Source organism: Nocardiopsis sp. iso_25, assembly GCF_056173305.1.
Map to the genome: position 1 here is coordinate 3,319,549 of NZ_CM149667.1, position 20,449 is coordinate 3,339,997.

Annotated in this window: 19 protein-coding genes and 3 pseudogenes; 10 read left to right on the plus strand and 12 right to left on the minus strand. The window is 73.5% G+C overall.

The window, feature by feature from the left end:
• Positions 1-14 precede the first annotated feature (14 nt).
• From AC0VX6_RS14430 to AC0VX6_RS14450, 5 genes and pseudogenes are all read right to left on the minus strand, one after another.
• A pseudogene (locus tag AC0VX6_RS14430) lies at positions 15-197 on the minus strand (YciI family protein); the annotation flags it as partial.
• Between the two features lie 56 nt (positions 198-253).
• Positions 254-1,186 (minus strand): RNA-guided endonuclease InsQ/TnpB family protein, encoded by a 933-nt coding sequence (locus AC0VX6_RS14435; protein ID WP_475469171.1) that lies wholly within the window; start codon positions 1,184-1,186, stop codon positions 254-256.
• Positions 1,123-1,524, minus strand: a complete 402-nt coding sequence (locus AC0VX6_RS14440; RefSeq protein ID WP_475469354.1) for a helix-turn-helix domain-containing protein — start codon at positions 1,522-1,524, stop codon at positions 1,123-1,125. The genes AC0VX6_RS14435 and AC0VX6_RS14440 overlap by 64 nt, the downstream gene beginning before the upstream one ends.
• A gap of 118 nt (positions 1,525-1,642) precedes the next feature.
• Positions 1,643-1,816, minus strand: a pseudogene (locus tag AC0VX6_RS14445) (YciI family protein); the annotation flags it as partial.
• Positions 1,817-1,948: 132 nt separating this feature from the next.
• On the minus strand, positions 1,949-2,827 hold the full coding sequence (locus AC0VX6_RS14450; protein WP_475469173.1) for an alpha/beta fold hydrolase: 879 nt from the start codon (positions 2,825-2,827) through the stop codon (positions 1,949-1,951).
• 159 nt (positions 2,828-2,986) lie between these two features.
• Here AC0VX6_RS14450 and AC0VX6_RS14455 point away from each other — a divergent pair, with 159 nt between their 5' ends.
• The 4 genes from AC0VX6_RS14455 (at position 2,987) to AC0VX6_RS14470 (ending at position 9,191) form a co-directional block, all read left to right on the plus strand.
• Entirely contained in the window at positions 2,987-6,487 is a 3,501-nt protein-coding gene (locus tag AC0VX6_RS14455; RefSeq protein ID WP_475469175.1) for a BTAD domain-containing putative transcriptional regulator, read from the plus strand.
• Between the two features lie 114 nt (positions 6,488-6,601).
• The gene (locus tag AC0VX6_RS14460) at positions 6,602-7,546 is read left to right on the plus strand and encodes a metal ABC transporter substrate-binding protein (RefSeq protein ID WP_475469177.1); all 945 of its coding nucleotides are present in this window, start codon (positions 6,602-6,604) and stop codon (positions 7,544-7,546) included.
• Complete coding sequence (locus AC0VX6_RS14465; RefSeq protein WP_475469179.1) at positions 7,543-8,289, plus strand: metal ABC transporter ATP-binding protein; 747 nt, start codon at positions 7,543-7,545, stop codon at positions 8,287-8,289. Before AC0VX6_RS14460 ends, AC0VX6_RS14465 begins: the two co-directional genes overlap by 4 nt.
• Positions 8,277-9,191, plus strand: coding sequence for a metal ABC transporter permease (locus AC0VX6_RS14470; protein ID WP_274973226.1), 915 nt, complete (start codon positions 8,277-8,279; stop codon positions 9,189-9,191). The genes AC0VX6_RS14465 and AC0VX6_RS14470 overlap by 13 nt, the downstream gene beginning before the upstream one ends.
• Positions 9,192-9,230: 39 nt before the next feature.
• On the opposite strand, the gene AC0VX6_RS14475 is transcribed toward AC0VX6_RS14470, so the two are convergent.
• Positions 9,231-10,187 (minus strand): NAD(P)-dependent alcohol dehydrogenase, encoded by a 957-nt coding sequence (locus AC0VX6_RS14475; RefSeq protein ID WP_475469181.1) that lies wholly within the window; start codon positions 10,185-10,187, stop codon positions 9,231-9,233.
• 102 nt (positions 10,188-10,289) lie between these two features.
• On the opposite strand from AC0VX6_RS14475, the gene AC0VX6_RS14480 reads away from it, so the two are divergent.
• Complete coding sequence (locus AC0VX6_RS14480; protein WP_475469182.1) at positions 10,290-10,898, plus strand: TetR/AcrR family transcriptional regulator; 609 nt, start codon at positions 10,290-10,292, stop codon at positions 10,896-10,898.
• Between the two features lie 173 nt (positions 10,899-11,071).
• On the opposite strand, the gene AC0VX6_RS14485 is transcribed toward AC0VX6_RS14480, so the two are convergent.
• Genes AC0VX6_RS14485 through AC0VX6_RS14495 form a run of 3 tightly spaced genes read right to left on the minus strand, consistent with a single transcriptional unit; the run spans position 11,072 to position 14,223 of the window.
• Positions 11,072-12,631, minus strand: a complete 1,560-nt coding sequence (locus tag AC0VX6_RS14485; protein ID WP_475469184.1) for a tripartite tricarboxylate transporter permease — start codon at positions 12,629-12,631, stop codon at positions 11,072-11,074.
• Positions 12,632-13,234, minus strand: a complete 603-nt coding sequence (locus AC0VX6_RS14490) for a tripartite tricarboxylate transporter TctB family protein (protein WP_274973230.1) — start codon at positions 13,232-13,234, stop codon at positions 12,632-12,634.
• Positions 13,231-14,223 (minus strand): Bug family tripartite tricarboxylate transporter substrate binding protein, encoded by a 993-nt coding sequence (locus tag AC0VX6_RS14495; protein WP_274973231.1) that lies wholly within the window; start codon positions 14,221-14,223, stop codon positions 13,231-13,233. The genes AC0VX6_RS14490 and AC0VX6_RS14495 overlap by 4 nt, the downstream gene beginning before the upstream one ends.
• Positions 14,224-14,658: 435 nt before the next feature.
• Between AC0VX6_RS14495 and AC0VX6_RS14500 the strand changes: the two genes are divergently transcribed.
• Positions 14,659-15,402 (plus strand): metallophosphoesterase, encoded by a 744-nt coding sequence (locus tag AC0VX6_RS14500; RefSeq protein WP_475469186.1) that lies wholly within the window; start codon positions 14,659-14,661, stop codon positions 15,400-15,402.
• 199 nt (positions 15,403-15,601) lie between these two features.
• Here the strand turns inward: AC0VX6_RS14500 and AC0VX6_RS14505 are convergent, their stop codons facing one another.
• On the minus strand, positions 15,602-16,414 hold the full coding sequence (locus AC0VX6_RS14505) for a thioesterase family protein (RefSeq protein ID WP_274973234.1): 813 nt from the start codon (positions 16,412-16,414) through the stop codon (positions 15,602-15,604).
• Positions 16,415-16,556: 142 nt separating this feature from the next.
• Here AC0VX6_RS14505 and AC0VX6_RS14510 point away from each other — a divergent pair, with 142 nt between their 5' ends.
• From AC0VX6_RS14510 to AC0VX6_RS14520, 3 genes and pseudogenes are all read left to right on the plus strand, one after another.
• Positions 16,557-17,690, plus strand: a complete 1,134-nt coding sequence (locus tag AC0VX6_RS14510) for an RNA-guided endonuclease InsQ/TnpB family protein (RefSeq protein ID WP_475469188.1) — start codon at positions 16,557-16,559, stop codon at positions 17,688-17,690.
• A gap of 170 nt (positions 17,691-17,860) precedes the next feature.
• Positions 17,861-18,010: pseudogene (locus tag AC0VX6_RS14515) on the plus strand (MerR family DNA-binding protein); the annotation flags it as partial.
• A 30-nt stretch (positions 18,011-18,040) separates the two neighbouring features.
• Positions 18,041-18,475: a TipAS antibiotic-recognition domain-containing protein gene (locus tag AC0VX6_RS14520; protein ID WP_475469355.1), complete on the plus strand. Its 435-nt coding sequence runs from the start codon at positions 18,041-18,043 to the stop codon at positions 18,473-18,475.
• A 112-nt stretch (positions 18,476-18,587) separates the two neighbouring features.
• Here the strand turns inward: AC0VX6_RS14520 and AC0VX6_RS14525 are convergent, their stop codons facing one another.
• Positions 18,588-19,124 (minus strand): hypothetical protein, encoded by a 537-nt coding sequence (locus AC0VX6_RS14525; protein WP_274978150.1) that lies wholly within the window; start codon positions 19,122-19,124, stop codon positions 18,588-18,590.
• Between the two features lie 374 nt (positions 19,125-19,498).
• On the opposite strand from AC0VX6_RS14525, the gene AC0VX6_RS14530 reads away from it, so the two are divergent.
• Entirely contained in the window at positions 19,499-20,029 is a 531-nt protein-coding gene (locus tag AC0VX6_RS14530; RefSeq protein WP_475469190.1) for an NUDIX hydrolase, read from the plus strand.
• A gap of 216 nt (positions 20,030-20,245) precedes the next feature.
• Here AC0VX6_RS14530 and AC0VX6_RS14535 read toward each other — a convergent pair whose 3' ends face one another.
• Complete coding sequence (locus AC0VX6_RS14535; RefSeq protein WP_274973237.1) at positions 20,246-20,419, minus strand: glycine zipper domain-containing protein; 174 nt, start codon at positions 20,417-20,419, stop codon at positions 20,246-20,248.
• Positions 20,420-20,449 lie beyond the last annotated feature (30 nt).

Genomic DNA, 20,449 nt, shown 5'->3' on the forward strand with positions numbered 1-20,449 from the left:
TCCGGTCGGTCCGCTCAGAGCTGGCCGGTGGCCTCGCGCCAGGCCCGCTCCCTCTGTATCCACTCGTTGTCCTGCGGGAACTCGTCGATCGTGGTGACCCGGCGGATCTCGGTCTTGAAACCCGGCCCGGCCATCGGCGACCGCTTGGCCCACTCCACGGCCTCCTCCTTGGAGGCCACGTTGAGGATTTGACATCCTCTTCCGCCTGAAGGCGGGAGAACCCAGCTAACGGAACCCGTTCGCCGCTGGTGGTCTACGCTTCACAGCCCGCCTGGCGGCGAGGGCTCCACGTCCTGGCACCCACAATGTCCTGGGGCGCTTGCTGCTTGGTCAGGTGCTCGATGTTGCGCGCGGCGTTGGTGTCGGCGTGCGCGGTGTGCCCGCACCCCGGTGCCTTGCACACGAGCCGGTCCCGTGACTCGCGGCCGCCCTCGGTGATGGCCTGGCGTGCCGAGCAGCGCCGCGAGGTGTAGGGGGCGGGCACCCGCACCAGGTACCCGCCCCGGTCGGCGAGCTTGTACTCCAACAACGTGATGGTGCGTCCCCACGCCTGTCCGGCGATGGCCCGGTTCAACCCGGACTTCTGTGCCACGTTGGTGCCCGGGGCCTCCACCGTCCCCCGAGCTGAACGGACCATCCCTGCGATGTGCAGGTCCTCGACCCCCACCACACCGAACTCCCCGGCCAGGGCGTGCGTGACCTTGTGCTGCCAGTCCAGGGCGCGGCGCTTGGCTTTCGCGCGCACCCGGGCGATCTGGTCATAGGTGCGCCGCAACCGGTGCGAAGACGGCTGCCCGGGTGTGCGCTGCCGCCGTTGGCGGGCGGCTGTGCACTCCAACCGGCGCAGACGCCCGCCCTCACCCGGGAATATCCACGGCCCGTGCTCGCGGAAGGTGTCATCGGACAGGGTCAGCGGCTGGGCCACACCCCGGTCGATCCCCACCCCCGGGCCGACATGGGGTGCCGGTTCCTTAACCTCGGTGCGCAGGCGCAGCACCACGTGCCAGCCGTTGGCCTCCCGCACCAACCGGGCACCGGTAACCCTGTTCGCGGCGTCAGCGTGCTTACCCACCGGTAGGTCCTTGGTCCACCGGAACCGGACCACGCCGACCTTGGGGATCCTCACGGCCCCCCACGTGCGGGTGAGGCGCTCGATGGCCAGGTCCCGCCCCTGGGGAACGTCCACGCACATCCGTGCACGCACATCCGTGCACGCAACCGGGCCTTGAAGACGGGCGGCCCCGTCCGGCCCGCCCAGCAGTTCTGCCACGCCCGGAAATAGGCCTTCAACACCTGCTGAGCCGCCTGCGCCGGAAGAACAGCCAACCAGGGCAGGTCCTTGCGGGCCTGACGAATCGCGGCGTCGGCGTCTTTGAGGGACACCCGCCGGTTTTCGGAGGACATCGTCCACCAGGAGTGCAAGGTGTTCCACAGGGCGCGGGCGGCGTGGCCCTGGGTTTCCAACTCCGAGAGTTGGTCCTTGGTGGGGTAGAGGCGGGCCTTGTGGCCGCGTTCGCGTTTGATGTGTCACCCCCCTGGACTGGTCTGGGTCGACCTTAGCGCGGGGGTGTGACGTTTCGTGACTGACGGTTCACCCACTGGCTGAAGCCGGTGGCACTCTCACGAAGGAGAGGCAGGGGCCGTCGACGACCACGCCCTCGGCGGCGTCGTCGAGGCCCTCCGCGGCGAGCAGCACCCCGGCGCGGATCAGCTCGTCGTTGTACCGGCCCATGGTCGCGAGCATCTCGTCGAAGTCGATCTGGCCCATCTTCGCGAAGGCCTCGTCGGTGGCGCGCATGATCAGCATGTACTTCACGGCTCTGTCTCCCCGGGTGTCGCGGGCCCCTTGCGGGCCCCTTCATCCCTAGGTCGAACGGGGGGCGCCGCGGATCGACACGTCCACCGATCTTTTTCCGGGGAATTCTGACAGAGTCCGCCCGCGGCCCGCCTACCGGGCCAACAGGTCGCGCAGCGCCCCGACCACCTCGGCCGGGGCCTCCTCCGCCATGAAGTGGCCGCAGGTCACCGTGCTGTGGTGCAGGTCGCGAGCCCAGGCCCGCCACACCGCGGCGGCGTCGTAGCCCAGCGCCGCGCCCCAGTCCTGCTGGAGCACCGTCACCGGCATGGCCAGACGCCGCCCGGCCGCGCGGTCGGCCTCGTCGTGCTCGACGTCGATCCCGGCCGAGGCCCGGTAGTCGGCCACGATCGAGGGCACGGCCTCGCGGGAGGCCCGCAGGTAGGCGGCGCGCACCTCGGCGGGGATCGCCTCGGGGTCGCGCGTCCAGATGTCCAGGAAGTGTCCGAAGAACGCGTCCGGGCTGGCACCGATGAGCTGCTCGGGCAGGCCCGGAGGCTGGGCCATGAGGTACAGGTGGAAGCCCACCGCGGCCGAGGCCCCGCGCATGACCTCCCACATGTCCAGGGTCGGCAGCACGTCGAGCGAGGCCAGGTGGGTGACGGCGTCGGGGTGGTCCAGCCCGGCGCGGATCGCGACCAGGGCGCCCCGGTCGTGGCCCGCCAGGGCGAAGCGTTCGTGGCCCAGGGCGCGGGCCAGGGCGACGACGTCGGCGGCCATGGTGCGCTTGGCGTAGGCGTCGCCGTCGGTGCCGGCGGGCTTGTCGCTGTCGCCGTAGCCGCGCAGGTCCGGGCAGATGACGGTGTGGTCGGCGGCCAGGTCGGCCGCGACGTGCCGCCACATCAGGTGGGTCTGGGGGAAGCCGTGCAGCAGCACGAGGGGGCTGCCCGAGCCGCCGACGGCGGCGTTGAGCGCCACGCCCTCGGCGACGGGCACGCGCTGGTAGTCGAATCCCCGGATCGTGGGTTCCACGGTGGTCTCCTCGGTGGGTCGGAGTCGGGTCCCCGGCGGTCGCCGGGGATCTCGGTCGTCCACGAGCCTGCCGGGGTCCGATGAGCAGCCGATGAGCAACGGTTGAGCGGGGGCGTCGGCGGCCCCGGCCGGTGCGGACGGCCGGATAGATTTGCTGCCATGGAGGGGGAGGTGACACGGGCGGCGGTGTCCTTCCGCGTGCTGGGTCCCCTGGAGGCCGTCGGCGCGCACGGACCGCTCGCCCTCAAGGGACCGCGACACCGCGCGGTGCTGGCCCGGCTCCTGCTCGCCGAGGGCCGTGCCGTGCCCGTGGACCGCCTCGTGGACGACCTGTGGGAGACGCCCGCCGAGGGCTCCGTGGCCGCGGTGCGCACCTTCGTCTCGGCGCTGCGCCGGTCCCTGGAACCGGACCGGCCCGCGCGGCGGCCCGCCCGGCTGCTGGTGACCGCGCCGCCGGGCTACGCGCTGCGGGCCGACCCCGAGGCGGTCGATGCCCGGCGCTTCGCCGGGGCCGTGGCCCGTGGCGGCGCGCTGCTCGCCGAGGACCGGCCCGGTGCGGCGCTGGACGGCCTGGAGGAGGCCCTCGGGTGGTGGCGGGGCCCGGCCTACGCCGAGTTCACCGCCTACCCCTGGGCGCGCGCCGAGGCCGACCGGCTGGAGGGGCTGCGGCTGCTGGCGGTGGAGCGGCACGCCGAGGCCCTCCTGGCGCTGGGGCGTGCGGGTGACGCCGTGCCCGCCCTGGAGGCGCACGCCCTGGCCCACCCCCTGCGCGAGAACGCCTGGCGGCAGTGGGCGCTGGCCCTGTACCGCTCGGGCCGTCAGGGTGACGCGCTGGCCGCGCTGCGCCGCGCCCGCCGGACCCTGGCGGAGGAGCTGGGGGTGGACCCCGGCCCCGGACTGCGGCGGCTGGAGGCCGACGTCCTGGCCCAGGCGCCCCACCTCACCCCGCGTGCCGCCGCCACCGCTGTTCCGGCACGGGCGGAGGGCGCGCCCGAACCCGTCCGGCGCCCCTTCGTGGGCCGGACCCGGGAGCTGGAACTGCTGGAGGGGGCCGCCGCCTCCGCCGCTCCGCACGCTCCGGCCCGGGTCGCGCTGGTCTCCGGCGACGCCGGGGCGGGCAAGACGGCCCTGGCCGAGGAACTCGCGCGGCGGCTGGCCGGGCGCGGGTGGACCACGGCCTGGGGGCGCGGCCCCGAGCACGAGGGGGCGCCCGCGGCCTGGCCCTGGACGCAGATCGCCGCCGTGCTGGCGGCGTCCGCGGACACCTCGGCCGACGGGGGCGCCGCCGACCCCGGCACCCCGCGCACCGGTACCGCCACGGGCACCGCGGCCCACGGGGACACCACCGGCCTCACCACGGACGACACCACAGCCTCGGCATCCAACACGAGCCCCACCGGGACGGACAGGTCCTCCACGGGCACGGGCCGGGGTGCGGTCACCACGCAGCCCAGGGGCATCGCCGCCCCCGCCCGCGACGACGACACCGCGGCGCCGGGAGGTGCCGCCCCCGACCCCGCGGCGGCCCGGTTCGGCGTCCTGCGCCAAGCCGCCCGCCTGCTCGCCTCGGCCGCGCGGCGCGGCCCCGTCCTGCTGGTCTTCGACGACCTGCACCGGGCGGCGGAGGAGACCCTGGAACTGTTCACCTTCCTGGCCGCCGAACCGCTCCCCGGGCCCGTGCTGCTCGTGGGGACCCACCGGACCGGCGAGGTCCACCCCGCGCTGACCGCGGCCCTGGCCCGGCTCGCCCCCGGCGAACCGGCCCGCGCCTACCTGGGCGGGCTGGCCGAGGAGGCGACCGAGGCGCTGGTGCGGGCCCTGGTCGGCCGCGACGTCGGCGGGCGGGCGCTGCGCGCCGTCCACCGGCGCAGCGGCGGCAACCCCTTCTTCGTCCGTGAGCTGGCCCGGCTGCTGTCCGACGGGGACGGCGCCGCGCTCGACGCGGTCCCCGCCGGGGTGCGCGACGTCATCCGCCACCGCCTGGGCTCCCTGACACCCGGGGCCCGGGACCTGCTGCGCCGGGCCGCCGTGATCGGCCGCGACGTCGACCCCGACGTCCTGTCGGCCCTGTCCCCGGACGGGGACGCCCTGCTCGACGCCCTGGACGAGGCGCTGGAGGCGGGCTTCCTCACTGACCGCGCCGAACCGGACGAGCCCGACGGCGCACCCGGCCTGCGCTTCGCGCACGTGCTGGTGCGCGACACCCTCTACCAGGACCTCTCCCGACCGCGCCGGGCGCACTGGCACACGGCGGTGGCCGAGGCCGTCGAGGCGCTGCACCCCGACCGGGCCGACGTGCTCGCCCACCACTTCGGGCGTGCGGGAACCCGCGCCACCGCGGACCGGGCCGCCCGCCACGCGCGCACCGCCGCCCTGCGGGCAGAAGAGCGCTTCGCCCCGCACGAGGCGGCCCGGCTGTGGCGGGAGGCCGTCGCCGCCCACGACCGCTGCGGCGAGGACCGGCCCCGCGAACGCCTGGAGGCGGTCATGGGCATGGTCCGGGCGCTGGCCGTCACCGGCCGTCTGGAGGAGGCCCGCCACCACCGCGCCCGGGCGGTGGCCGCGGCCGAGGAGCTGGGCGACGCGGAGCTGACGGCTCAGGTCATCACCGCCTTCGACGTGCCCGCCCTGTGGCCGCGCAACGACGACGAGGCGCTGGCCCGCCGGGTCGCCGGGGCCGCCGAACGCACCCTGGCCGCCCTGCCCGAGGACCGCCCGGAGCAGCGCGCCCGCCTGCTATGCGCCCTGGCCCTGGAACTGCGCGGCGCCGCCACCGGCCGGGGCCCGGACGCGGCCCGCCTGGCCGAGGAGACCGCCCGCGGGCTCGGCGACCCCGCCCTGCTGTGCCTGGCGCTCAACGCCCGGTTCATGCAGTCCTTCCAGGGCGCCGGGCGGGCCCCGCAGCGCGTGGAGATCGGCGCGGAACTGGTCGACCTGGCCTCCCGGCACGGCCTGGTGACCTTCGAGGTGCTGGGCCGCCTCGTCCTGGTCCAGGCGTACTCCGCGCTCGCCGACTTCGGCGCCGCCGACGCCCACGCGGCCGCCGCCGACCGGCTGGGCTCGCGTTACGGGATCGCCCTGGTGGGGGTGTTCACCCGGTGGTACGAGGCGCTGCGCACGGCCGCGCGGGGGTCCGCCGAGGAGGCCGAGGCCGCCTACCGGGCCGCGAGCGTACGGCTCGCCGACACCGGCATGCCCGGGGTGGAGCAGGGCATCCTGCCCCTGGCGCTGCTGTGCCTGCGCCTGCGGGGCGGCCGTCCCGCAGCGGTGGACCCTCGCCAGGACTGGGGCCCCTACGCCCCCTGGGCCCACGCCCTGGCCCGGCCCGGGGCAGCGCCCCTTCCGCCCGACGCACCGCCCGGCCTGCTCGGGGAGGCCCTGACCTGCCTGGCCGCCCGGGCCGCCACCGCCGTCGGCGACCGCCCCGCGATGGAGCGCGCCCACCGCCTGCTCTCACCCGCCGCCGGGGAGCTGGCCGGTGCGGGCAGCGGTCTGCTGACCCTGGGGCCGGTCGCGCACCAGCTCGGCGACCTCGACCGCGCACTCGGACGCCGCGAGCGGGCCGCGGAGCACTACCGGCTGGCCCTGCGCGTGGCCGCCCGGGCAGGGTCGCCGCACTGGACCGCCGCGGCCCGGACCGCCCTGGCCGGACCGGACTGAGCCGCACTCGCCGTACGGGCGGGCCAGCGGTGCCCAGGACACGAGGCCCGGTCGGCGACCGCGACACGCCCGCCGCGATGTGTAGTTTGGCCCTCTTGTGGTAAAAAGTTAGGCGTGCCGAACTTTCAAGATGAGGCTTCTTCACACTCCTGGTCGGCGAAGCTCCCCGCCGCCTCCCTCGCCCTTGTCCTGGGCCTGACCGCCTGCTCCTCCGCCGGACAGGAGCGCGACGACGGACGGCTCCTGGTACTGACCACGTTCACCGTCCTGGCGGACATGGCACGCAACGTCGCCGACGGGCGCGTGGAGGTCGCCTCGCTCACCCGGCCCGGAGCCGAGATCCACGGCTACGAACCCACCCCCGACGACCTCGTCCGCGGCCAGGACGCCGACCTGATCCTGGAGAACGGGCTCGGCCTGGAGGCCTGGTTCAGCCAGTTCACCGAACGCGTGCAGGCCCCCACCGCCGTGCTCAGCGACGGCGTCGAGACCATCCCCATCTCCGCGGGGGAGTACGAGGGCCAGCCCAACCCCCACGCCTGGATGTCGCCCGACAACGCCCCCGTCTACGTCGACAACATCCGCGACGCCCTCACCGAACTCGACCCCGAGGGCGAGCAGGCCTACGCCGAGGCGGCCGAGGCCTACAAGGACGAGATCAGCGAGGTCGGCGACTACCTGGAGGAGGAGCTCGCCGGGGTTCCCGACAGCTCCCGCGCCCTGGTCACCTGCGAGGGGGCCTTCTCCTACGTGGCACGCGACGCGGGGCTGACCGAGATGTACCTGTGGCCGGTCAACGCCGAGACCCAGGGCACCCCCCGGCAGACCGCCGCCGTCACCGAGTTCGTCCGCGACAACCAGGTTCCCGCCGTCTTCTGCGAGAGCACCGTCAACGACGGCTCCCAGCGCTCGGTGGCGCGCGAGACCGGCGCCGCCATGGGCCGAACCCTCTACGTCGACTCCCTGTCCGAGGAGGACGGCCCCGTGCCCACCTACCTGGACCTGCTGCGCCACGACGCCGAGGCCATCGTGGCCGGGCTGCGGGGGGAGGAGCGGTGAACGCCGCCATCGAGGTCACCGACGCCACCGTCCGCTACGGCGACGTCCTGGCGCTGGACGGCGTGAGCCTGTCCGTCGCCCCCGGCCGCGTCTGCGGCCTGCTGGGCACCAACGGGTCGGGCAAGTCCACCCTGTTCAAGACCGTGCTGGGCCTGGTCCCCACCGACGGGGGGCGGGTGCGGATCCTCGGGCGCACCGGGGCCGCCGCCCGCCGCCGCGGGCTGGTGGGCTACGTGCCCCAGTCCGAACAGGTCGACTGGACCTTCCCGGTCCGTGTGCGCGACGTGGTGATGATGGGCCGCTACGGGCGCATGGGACAGCGGCGCCGCCCCCGCCCGGCCGACCGGGAAGCGGTCGAGCACGCCCTGGACCGCACCCACCTGGGCGACCTGGCCGACCGCCAGATCGGCGCGCTCTCCGGCGGCCAGCGCAAACGCGCCTTCGTGGCCCGCGCCATCGCCCAGGGAGCCGACGTGCTCCTGCTCGACGAGCCCTTCGCCGGGGTCGACAAGCGCTCGGAGGGGCGCATCACCGAACTGCTGCTGCAACTGCGCGGCGAGGGCCACACGCTGCTGGTGTCCACCCACGACCTGGCCCAGGTGCCCGCCCTGTGCGACGAGGCGGTGCTGCTCCAGCGCCGCGTCGTGGCGCACGGCGCACCCGAGGAGGTCCTGCGCCCGGAGACCCTCATGGAGGCCTTCGGGGTCCACACCGACGAGGAGGGAACGGCATGGACGCGCTGACCGCGGTCGCGGAGTGGTTCACGGTGCCCATGGGCTTCGACTTCGTCCGGCGCGCCCTGCTGGTCAGCGTGGTCGCCGGGGTGGCGTGCGCCGTCCTGTCGTGCTGGATGACGCTGGTGGGCTGGTCGCTGATGGGCGACGCGGTCTCCCACGCCGTCCTGCCCGGGGTGGTGCTGTCCTACCTGTTCGGGCTGCCCTTCGCGGTGGGCGCGCTGGTCTTCGGCGCCGGGTCGGTCGCCCTGATCGGGGTGGTCAACCGCACCTCCCGGGTCAAGGAGGACGCCGTCATCGGCGTGGTCTTCACGGCCATGTTCGCCTTGGGCCTGGTCCTGGTCTCGCGGGTGCCCAGCCAGACCGACCTGGGGCACATCCTGTTCGGCAACGTGCTGGGGGTGTCGGACACCGACATCTGGCAGGTGCTCGTCCTGGCCGGGGTGGTGCTGGCGGTGGTCTGGTACAAGCACCGCGACCTGACCCTGTACGCCTTCGACCCGGTCCACGCGCACGCGGTGGGCATCAACCCCCGCCTGCTGGAGACGCTGCTGCTGGGGCTGCTGTCGGTCACGGTGGTGGTGGCCCTCCAGGCGGTGGGGATCATCCTTGTCGTGGCCATGGTCATCGTCCCCGGGGCGACGGCCTACCTGCTCACCGACCGCTTCGAGCGGATGCTGGTCATCTCCGCGGCGGTGGCCGTGGCGGCGGCCGTGGCGGGGGTCTTCCTCAGCTTCCACCTGAACGTGTCCACCGGCGGGGCGATCGTGCTGGCCCAGTCGTCGGCCTTCACCCTGGCCTACCTGTTCTCGCCCCGCCAGGGCGTGCTGCTGCGGCGGCGCGCCGCACGAAGGGCCGGGGCCCGCGCGGTCGGCCGCGAGCGGGCCCGCCCCGCGAAGGAACCTTCCTAGGTCCACCGCCGCCGACGGGCACGGCCCGACACGTCGCCGCTAGGGGCGACGCACGTCGATGACGTACTTCCCGCGGACGCCGCCCGCCTCCAGCCTGCGGTGGGCCTCCGCGACGTCGTCCATGGGGAAGACCGTGTCGACCAGGGGGCGGACCTTCCCCTCCTCGGTGGCGCGGGTGAGCTCGGCGATGCGCTCCGCCGACGGGTTGTTGCTGAAGAGCTTGGTCCGGCCGGGCCGCACGGCGGCCCGTAGCCCGGTGCCGAGCAGGGACCTGAGGACGCGGTCCGGATCGAAGGCGAGCGCGACCATGCGCCCGCCCCGGTCCAGCCGCGCCTGGTAGGCGCCGAGGTCGGTGCCGACCAGGTCGACGATGACGTCGAAGCGGCCGAGGTCCCGCGGCCGGGTCGTGCGGTAGTCCAGGGCCTCGTCGGCGCCGAGCCCCCGGATCCAGTCGAGGTTGCGGGCACCGGCGAGGGCGGTGACCTCGGCGCCGAGCGCCTTGCCCAGTTGCACCGCGACGCTGCCCACACCTCCGGTGGCGCCGCGGACCAGGAGTCGTTCACCGGGCGCGAGGCGGGCCTTGTCCGTCAGCGCGGTCAGGGCGGTGGTGCCCGCCCCCGGAAGGGCGGCGGCCTCCAGGAGGCCGAGGTTCCCGGGCGCGCCGGCGAGCCGCTGTTCCGGGACGACGACGTGATCGGCGATGGCCCCGAAGGCGAAGTGCGGCATGAGCCCCCACGCCGCGTCCCCGGCCCGCCAGGCGCGCACTCCCGCGCCCACCGCAGCGACGCGGCCCGTGAAGTCGACGCCCACGCCCCGGGGGAACCGGGCGCGGGTGATCCCGCGCATCCTGCCCGAGCGGAAGGCGACCTCGCCCGCGTCCACGCTCGCGGCGTGCACCTCGACGAGCACCTCGCCCGCTCCCGGACTCGGCCTGGGCACCTCGTCGACGCGCAACACCTCGGGCGGGCCGAATCGGTCGTACCGCACAGCGCGCATGGTCGTTCTCCCCAGTCTCGCGAAGAAAGTGGGGTGCCCCCCCACTTCGTTCCGCTAAGATAACCGGAGATCCACCCCACTTAGCAAGTCCAGGAGGTCACGGTGGTCGAGAGCACGGCGCGAAAGCCCCTGCGCGCGGATGCCCTGCGCAACTACGAACGCATCGTCGCCGTGGCCGAGGAGGCCTTCGCGGCCCACGGCGTCGACGCCTCGCTGGAGGAGATCGCCCGTCGGGCTGGGGTGGGCTCGGCGACCCTGCACCGCCACTTCCCCTCCCGGCGCCGCCTGCTGGAGGTGGTCTTCCACGACCGCGCCGAAGCGCTCTGCGCAAGGGCGCGGGAGCACTCCCGCACCAACGGGCCGGGCCCCGCCCTCTTCGCCTGGCTGCGGGATTTCAACGCCTACGCCGAGGCCAGCCGCGGTCTGGCCGCCTCGCTGCTGCGGGACGGCCGCGACGCCGACCTGCTGGAGCGCGACGACGGCTGCGCGGCGATGATCACCGCCGCGGCCGGTGAACTCCTGGAGCGCGCCCGGCGGGCGCGGGCGGTGCGCCCCGGTGTGCGCGCCGAGGACCTGGTCGCGCTCGTCAGCGCCATCTCGCTCGCCACGGAGGACCACCCCGACGGCGCGCAGGCGGGCCGTCTGCTGGACATCGCGTTCGCGGGCGTGCGCCCGCGGGGGCCCTCGGCCACGACCGGCGGGGGTTCCTGAGACCGGGGCCGGACGCGGGAGGGCGGCCGGTTCGGAGAAAGTGTTCCTCGCCGGGCCGCGCGGCCCCCGAAGAGCACCGGTCGGCCGCCGACCGGGCACGGGCACGAACAGAAACGGCGCGGCGGCACGGGGAGTGGTCCGTGCCGCCGCGCCCGGGAGGGGCCTGGCCGGAGTCAGCCGCGGCCCGCCTCCACCGGGGTGTGGTCCTTATCCGCGGCCCGTCGGGCGCGCAGTCGGCCGACGGCCACGACCAGGCCGATCGTCAGCAGCAGCCCGTAGATGCCCAGGGTGATCCCGCTGTCCACGAGCACCGACACGTCGCCCTGCCCCACGGCCAGGGCGCGGCGCAGCTCCGTCTCGGCCACCGGGCCCAGGACGACCGCGATCAGCACCGGGGCCAGCGGAATGTTGAAGCGGCGCATCATCAGAGCCACCAGGCCCAGGATCAGCATCAGCCACAGGTCCACCATGGACGACGCGGCCGCGTACACGCCCAGGGACGAGAACACCGCGATCCCGGCGTACATGTACGGCTTGGGGACCAGCAGCAGCTTGGCCCACAGCGGCGCGAAGGGCAGGTTGAGGATGAGCAGCATGACGCTGCCGATGAACAGGCTGGCCAGCAGCGCCCACACCAGGTCGCCGTCGCGCTCGAACAGCAGCGGACCGGGCTGCATCCCGTACTGCTGGAAGGCGGCCAGCATGATCGCGGCGGTCGCCGAGGTCGGCAGACCCAGACCCAGCAGGGTGCCCATCGCGGTTCCGGCGGTGGCGCTGGCGGCGGCCTCCGGCGCGGCCACGCCCTCGATGGCGCCCTCGCCGAACTCGTCCTCGCCCTTGCCCTTGCCCCGCCGGGCGCGCCGCGCGGCGAGCTTGCGCTCGCTGCCGTAGGCCAGGAAGGTCGGGATCTCCGAGCCGCCCGCCGGGATGGACCCGAACGGCAGGCCGAACAGGGTTCCGCGCATCCAGGCCGGAAGCGTGCGCCGCAGGTCGCGTCGGCTCAGCCAGGGGGTGCCGGTGCGCCGCAGGCCACCGCGCGCCGCGTCGCCCGCGTGGGCGGTGGCGGCCACGTGCAGCACCTCGCCGATCGCCAGCAGCGCCACCGTCACCGTGATGATGCTGAAGCCCTCGAAGAGCTGGGGCACGCCCAGGGTGAAGCGCTCGGCGCCGCTGAGGCCGTCGATGCCCACCATCGAGATGGCCAGGCCGATGCCCAGGGCGATCAGGCCGCGCACGGCCGAGTCCGAGACCACCGCGGAGGTGGCCACGAACGCGAAGACGGTGAGCGCGAAGTACTCGGCGGGGCCGAACTGCAGCGCCAACTGCACGATGACCGGCGAGAAGAACGCCACCAGCGCCGTGGACACGATCGCGCCGATGAACGCGCCGATCGCCGCCGTGGCCAGCGCCTGCGGCGCCCGCCCGCGCTTGGCCATCTTGTGGCCCTCGATGGCGGTGGCGATGGCCGAGGCCTGCCCCGGCGTGTTCATCAGGATGGCGGCGGTGGAGTCACCGAACAGCCCGCCGTAGTACACACCGGCGAACATGATGAACGCGCCGGTGGGGTCGAGGTGGAAGGTGACCGGCAGCAGGAGCGCGACGGCCATGGAGGAGCCCAGGCCGGGCACCACGCCCACGGCCGTGCCGAGCATGACGCCCAGCAGCGCCAGGAACAGGTACTCGGGGCTCAGCGCGTTGGCGAACCCCGCCATGAGGTTGGTGAGAACGTCCATTTAGAAGATGCCCCCGAGGATTCCGGCCGGCAGGTTCAGGCCCAGACCGGCGACGAAGGCGAGCTGGATGACGGAGGAGAACACCAGCGACAGCACGGCGTCGAACAGGTACCGGCGGCTGCCCAGGGCGTAGGCCACGCCGAAGAACAGCAGCGCCGCGGACAGCAGCCAGCCCACCGGCTGGAGCAGCAGGATGAACACCGTCAGTGAGGCGACGACGATCCCCAGGCAGCGCCAGTCGATGCGCGCGGGCCCCGCCTCACCGGCCGGGGCGCTCCCGTCGGTGTCGGCGGTGGCGGCCTCGGCGTTCTCTCCGGTGGTCGGCGCGTCGGCGGTGCGGGCCGGGCGCAGCAGGACCTGCACGGCCAGGGCCACGCCCGTGACGCCCATGAAGATCGCGACCAGGGTGGGGAAGAAGCGCGGACCGGGCGGTTCGGTGCCCGGCGGCACCGGCATGGCCGCGGTCTGCACGGCGATGAACCCGGCGATGCCCAGCACCAGGGCGGCGACCAGCAGTTCGGACCTGCCCCGCCACCAGGAGGGGCGGGGCGGCGGGGCGGCGGGCTCCGTCGCCCGGACGGGGGTGGTGGCGTCGGTACTCAAGACAGGCCCAGTTCCTCGGTGATGGTGGTGATGCGCTCGGTCTCCAGGGCGAGGAACTCCTCGAACTCCTCGCCGGTCTGGAAGGTGTCGTCCCAGCGGTTGCGCTCCAGCGTCTGCGCCCACTCGGGGGTGTCGTGCATCTCGGTGACGATCGCGGTCAGCTCGGCGCGCTCCTCCTCCGTGATACCGGCCGGGGCCACGAAACCCCGCCAGTTGGGCAGGACCGCGTCGATGTCCTGCTCGGCCAGGGTGGGAACGTCGATGCCCTCGACGCGCTCGTGCGCGGAGACGCCCAGGGCGCGCACGTTGCCCGCCTCGATCTGGTCGCTGAACTCGTTGTAGCCGCTGATGCCCACGTCGACGCTGCCCGACAGCAGCGAGGTCAGCGCCTCACCGCCGCCGGAGAACGCGATGTAGTTGACGTCCTGGGGGTCGACGTCGACGTCGGAGGCGATGAGTCCGGCCAGCAGGTGGTCGGTGCCGCCCAGGGAGCCGCCGCCGATCGCCATCCCGCCCGGGTCCTCGCGCCAGGCCTCGGCCAGGTCGCCCATGTCCTGGTACGGGGAGTCGTCGGGGACCACGACCACCTCGTAGTCGTCGGCGAGCCGGGCGATGGGGGTGACGTCCCCCAGGTCGTGCGAGGAGTTGTTGACGATGATGCTGCCGATCATGACCGTGCCGGTCACCATCAGCATGTTGGCCCTGCCCTCCTGGCGGACCGCCTGGGCCAGGCCGATGGTGCCGCCCGCGCCGGGAACGTTGACCACCTGGTTGTTGGCGACGATCTCCCCCTCGCGGAAGGCGTTCTGCGCCTCGCGCCCCACCAGGTCCCAGCCGCCGCCGGGCGCGGCGGGCACGATCGTGGTCAGTCGGCTGCGTACGGCCTCGGCGCCGTCGCCGCCGGTCGACGAGGCGTTGACCGCCGCGGCGCCGATGACGACGGCCGCGGCGACCGCGCCGCCGACGCGCAGAATGCGCTGGATGCTCATGGGGTGGCTCTCTCCGTTGCTGCAGGTCCGCGGTGCGGGCGGGCGCTCGCGGGCCGACGGATCGCCCGAGGCGGGAACGTGGCGGCCGTTACACCGCTCCGTGGCGCCGGTCGCATCCGCACCGGTTTCGAGAGCATGACCCACGGTTTGCCGACCGGTAAATCTTCTGGTCGTTTTGAACACAGAGATTGTTGTGGTCGCCCGGGCTCCACCCGGGCCGCGGCCGCCGAACGCGGGCGGGGAACCACCCTGTCCCGCTCGCGGCGCGCGCAATAGCCTCGTTTCACCCGACGGGAAACGGCCGGTCAACGGCCTGGGGCGGGCACGGGGCGGAAGCCGGGGGTTCCCGGCCGCACGGGTTCCGTGCGCCCTCCCAGCGGCAGGTCCGCGCGGTCCCGGAGGGCGCAACGCACCCGCGACCGACGAAGGACGGCCATGACGCTCCTGCTCGCCCACATCAGCGACCTGCACCTGGACGGGACCGACCGCACCACCGGGCGCGCCGCCCGGACCGCGGAGTACCTGCGCGGCCTGGCCCAGGAGCCGGACGCGCTCCTGGTCACCGGTGACATCGCCGACCACGCCACCGCCGAGGAGTACCGCGAGGCGGCCCGGCTGCTGGACCTGCCCTTCCCGGTGCTGGTCTGCCCCGGCAACCACGACGACCGCGGGCGGATGCGCGCGTCGCTGCTGGGTCAGGAGCCGTCCGAGGAGCCGTTCAACCAGGTGCACGAGGTGGGGGGCTCGGCGGTGCTGACCTGCGACTCGACGGTTCCGGGCGAGGACGGCGGCCACCTGGACACGGCCACCCTGGTGTGGATCAACGAGACGCTGAGCGCCCTGCCCGACGACCAGCCCGCCCTGCTGGCCCTGCACCACCCGCCCGTGCGGGTCCACCACCCGCTGCCCGACTCCATGCGGCTGGACAACGCCGACGACCTGTCCGGGCTGCTGCGGGCCCACCCGCGGGTGGCGGGGATCCTGGTCGGGCACGCCCACACCGGCGGGGCGACCACCTTCGCCGGGCGGCCCCTGCTGCTGGCGCCCGGCGTGACGTGGACGCTGCGCATGCCCTGGGAGGGCGAGCCCGCGGCCAACCGCGACCAGCCCCCGGGGGTGGCCTTCCACATCCTGGACGAGGACCGGCGCCTGACCACGCATTTCCGCGCCGTGGTCTGAGTTCGGGCGGGGGAGCGGCGGGGACCGGTCCACGTCCTGAACCGGGCGGGTCGGTCCCTCGGGCGGTGACGGGAGCAGCCGTCGGCTGGCCCGGTCCGGGCAGGAGGGCCGGCGGCTCCGTGTCCGGGCGGGGGAGCGTTCTCGGCGCGGCGCGGGTGGGCCCGCGCCGAGAGCCTCACCGCGCCAGGGGGAGCTCCGATCAGAGGAGCATGGCCAACTGGCGGCACTGGGCGACCAGCGTGCCCGTGGCGTCCCAGATCTCCATGTCCTCCTCGTGCAGGCCGCCGGAGACGTGCTTGGTGAACACCCGGCAGGCCAGCCACCCCGGGGCGGGCCTGGCGCGCACGTGCACGCTCAGCTCGACGGTGATCGTCGCGAACTCGCCGATCTCCAGAACCGCCGGAGGAGCGAAGTCCACCATCGAGGCCAGCGCGTGGGTGTCGGGTTCGCGCCCGTCGGCGAAGCGCATCCAGAACTCGGCGTACGGGCGGCCGTCCTTCCTGCCGTCCAGCCAGCCCGGCCGCCCGGGGTAGCGGTAGTCGACGCTGCGCGCGATGCCCAGACCCTCGGGGTTGTCGAACTCGGGCGGGACGGGGCAGTCCTCGGGGGCGGGCAGGCGCGGGGGCTCGTCCAGGGTCAGGACGCGGGCCGAGGGGTCGGGGGACAGGACGCCGTAGGTGGCGGTGGCGCGCAGGATCTCCTTGCCGCCCTGCTCCAGGCGGACCTGGCCGGTGGCGGTGCGGCGCCCCTCGCGCACCACCTCGGTGCGCGCGGTGGCCGCGCCGGGGGCGGCGGGGCGCAGGAAGAACGCCGAGACGGCCAGGGGGTCGGGCTGGCTCAGGTTCTGGCGCAGCGCGTTGAGGGCGGCGCCCAGGACGTAGCCCCCGTTGGGGTGGGAGGTGAAGGTGGTCCAGGCGTCGGTGAGGGTGGTGGCGAACTCGCCGTCGGCCAGCTTCTCGACGCGGGTGTCCCGGTCGAACCGGAAGTCCTCGATGGTGCGGTCAGGGCTCATGCCCCCAGATGTTACCGGCGAGTAAGGCCCGGTGGTGGACACGGGGCGCCCCTGGTGACGGACCCGGACTGCTTAGATCCGAACTTCCTGTGTGTCCTTACCCGGTCACGTTCTGTCGTAGCCCGTCTCTACTGTCAGGGGTATGCGGTTGCGGTACTCCTTTCGCGTGTACCCGGACGCCGACCAACGGGGTGCGTTGGCCAGGGCGTTCGGGTGTGTCCGTGTGGTCTACAACGATGCCCTCCGGGCCCGTGAGACCGCGCACGCGAACGGAGAGGCTTTCCCAACCGCCGGTGAGCTGTCCACACGGTTGATCACACAGGCAAAGAAGACCGAGGAGCGGTCTTGGTTGGGTGAGGTGTCGTCGGTGGTGCTCCAACAGTCGTTGCGCGACCTGGACGCCGCCTACCGCAACTTTTTCGACGGACTCCAAGGCAAGCGCCCCGGGGTGGGGCCGCCCCGGTTCAAGTCCCGCAAGGACAGTCGCCAGTCGGTCCGCTTCACCGCCAACGCCCGGTGGAAGATCACCGAGGCGGGCAAACTGTCCCTGCCCAAGGTGGGTGAGGTGAAGGTCAAGTGGTCCGGGGCTCTGCCCTCCACCCCGTCCACGGTGACCGTGATCAAGGACGCCGCGGGCCGGTACTTCGCCTCGTTCGTCGTGGAGACCGACGACCAGCCCCTGCCCGAAACCCCGGCTGATGTGGGGATCGATCTGGGGTTGGGGCACTTCGCGGTACTCTCCGACGGCACCAAGGTCGCCAACCCCCGGTTTCTGCGCCGGGCTGAGAAGAAGCTGAAGAAGACCCAGCGGGCCCTGTCCCGCAAACAGAAGGGGTCGAACAACCGGGCCAAGACGCGGGTCAAGGTCGCCCGCGCGCACGCGAAGGTCACCGACGCGCGTCGTGAGTTCCACCACCGGCTCTCCACCCGTATCGTCCGCGAGAACCAAGCGGTGTACGTGGAGGACCTGTGTGTGAAGGGGCTCGGGCGCGCCCGGTTGGCCAAGAGCGTGCACGACGCGGGCTGGTCGGCGTTCGTGGCCATGCTGGAGTACAAGGCCGCCCGGTACGGGCGCACCTTCGCCAGGGTGGGCCGGTTCCTGCCCTCCTCGCAGACCTGCTCGGTCTGCTATGTCATCGACGGACCCAAGCCCCTGCACGTGCGTACATGGACGTGCGGGGGTTGTGGGGCCGTTCACGACCGGGATGTGAACGCGTCCCGGGTCGTGCTCGCCGCTGGACGGAAACTCGCCCGAGAGCGGGAAGCGGAGAGCTGAAACGCCTGCGGAGGCTGGGTAAGACCACCATCTTCGGGTGGGGCTCCGGCCAGCGAAACAGGAACCAGCGGACGCCGTGAGGCGCATCGCGCCCGCAGCCGCGAGGTTGTGGGAATCCTCAGGGTTCACCCCGAGGAGGACGTCAAAGCGACGGGGACCTCGAACGGCTCCGGCGGATCCTGACCTACCGGGAACTGGGCTTCGGCCTGGACCGGATCGCCGCCCTGCTCGACGACCCCGCCGCCGACGCCCGCGCCCACCTGGCCCGTCAGCACCGGCTGGTGACCGAACGCATCGAACGCCTGCGCACGATGGCGCGCGGCATCGAACGCCTGATGGAGGCCGACACCATGCAACTCGACCTGACCCCCGCCGAACGCCTCGAACTCTTCGGCGACTTCGACGTGGACGCCCACTCCGAGGAGGCCCGCCGGCGCTGGGGCGGCACCGAGGCCTACACCCGGTCCCAGCGCAGGGTCGGCTCCTACACCAAGGCCGACTGGGAGCGGCTCAACGCCGAGGGCGAGGAGATCTACCTGGCCTTGGCCGCGGCCATGAACGACGGGCAGGCGCCCGACAGCCCCGCCGTGATGGACCTGGCCGAGCGGCACCGCGCCCACATCACCCGCTGGTTCTACGACTGCACCACCTGCGTCCACCGGGGACTGGGACGGCTGTACGCGGACGACGAGCGCTTCACCGCCACCGTCGACGCCCACGCCGAGGGGCTGAGCGTGTACCTGCGCGAGGCCTTCGCCGCCAACGCCGCGCGTCAGGAGGCGTGAAACGGCGGAGGCCGGTGACCGGGCACCCGGTCACCGGCCTCCGCCGGACGAGCATGCGAGAGCGGGGTCCGCACGCTCCCCTGTCTGTCTAGGTCTGTCTAGGAACGGTCCGTTACCAGAGCTGGTCCACGATGATCTCGGCGTCGTCGACCTGGTGCTGGTACCGGTCGGGGTAGGCCGAGCGCTGCACGTCCTGGGCGGCCTCGCCCAGCGGGGTGTCGTCCCAGCTGCCCTCGGGGTAGACGCGCTCGAGCTCGTCGAAGAAGGCGTTGGTGGCCCAGGTGGGGTCGAGGCGGTCCTCCTGCGAGCCGTAGTGGTCGCGCTGCTGGAACAGGCCGACGCTGTCGCGGTCGCCCCAGTCGAGGTTGTCCAGGTGGGTCTCGACGATGGAGGTGGCCACCGCCATGGCGGCGGCCTCCTCGCCCAGGTCGCGGTCCTTGGCCGCGTCGACCATCGCGCGGGCGTTCTCGACGTGCTCCTCGGTCATGTGACCGGCCATGTCGTCGTTCAGCTTGTCGTTGAGGGTGTCGGCGATCTCCTTGGCGGAGGCCGTGTCCGCGGCTGCGGCGCCCGGTCCGGCCAGAAGCAGCCCGCCGGTGATGAGCAGGCTGGAGGTCGCGGTAAACGTCAGCTTGGGTATCGATCGCATAAAGTTCACCCGTGCAACGTATGCGCTGGTCAGGGCTTTGGAAAGTGTTTGAAACCACTTGGGGTGAGTGGGAAAGGCAACACCAAGTCCGGGCAACCCCCCGGTCAGGCGGCGTGGGCCCGTTTCCGTGCCTCGCCGGCACCCCGCCACGGGCCTGACCAGCGCGAACGTGACCGTGCCAACAGTGGGGCCCGAGCCCGGGCACACCCGGACCACACCGGCCGCCGAAGGCATGAGGCCCGCGTGGCCCGACTCCCACACGCGCGCACCTGTCTCCGGCGGGCCCGCTCACGGTCGCCCCGACGGCCACACGCGCACGCGCGCGAACGTGGGAGTCTGGTGGTTCCGCTTCCCGCCAACGGAAAGGGCCGCCCGTGCGCTGGACCGTTCACTCCGAGAAGCCCCTGTACACCGATCCGTGGATCGACGTGCGGTCCGCCGACGTCGAACTGCCCGACGGGCACCGGTTCGACCACCGGGTCGTCCGCCGACCGCCCGGGGCGGGTGCCGTGGTGCTCGACGGGCGGGGCAGGGCCCTGCTGCTTTGGCGGCACCGGTTCATCACCGACACCTGGGGCTACGAGATCCCCATGGGCGGCGTGCACCCGGGGGAGAGCCCCGAAAGGGCGGCCGCGCGCGAGGTGCTGGAGGAGACCGGGTGGCGGACGGGGCCGCTGCGCCCGCTGGTCTACGTCCAGCCCTCCAGCGGGCTGACCGACAGCGAGCACCACGTCTTCGTCGCCGACACGGCGGAGAGGGTCGGCGAACCCCAGGACGCCTGGGAGGCCGAGCGCGTGGAGTGGGTGGCGCTGGACCGGGTACCCGAACTGGTCAGGCGACGCCAGCTGGTGAGCGGCACCTCCATGAACGCGCTGCTGTACCTGTACGCCACCGGCGGGGAGTGAGGGGGCGCACCGGCGGCGCCCCCGCGCGCCGCGCCGGGTACGGCCTTCGCGGAACCGCGGGGAAGCGCGGTCCGTGGCCGCACCCCCTCATCGTTTCGCTCCCGTACTTGTCAGTGCTGTGCCGTCACCGGGACGCCATCGGCGTCCGATTCTCCCGAAGTCGCGCGAAGCCGAGAAGCGACCTCGGGACGGGCCGGGCGAGGGAGCCTTCCGGGTTCAGCCGCTCGAACGCTTCGAGCCGAGCGCCCCGCCCGTCGCTCCGACCGCGGCTCCCAGCAGCGCTCCGAACACGATCCCCAGCGCCAGGTTGTCGAAGACCGTTCCTAGGACGATGCCAAGGGCAAGACCGATCGCGACCCCCGTACCCGATGCGCGATGTTCGCCGTTCACAGATGAAACCTCCTTTTTATTTGTCTTTAG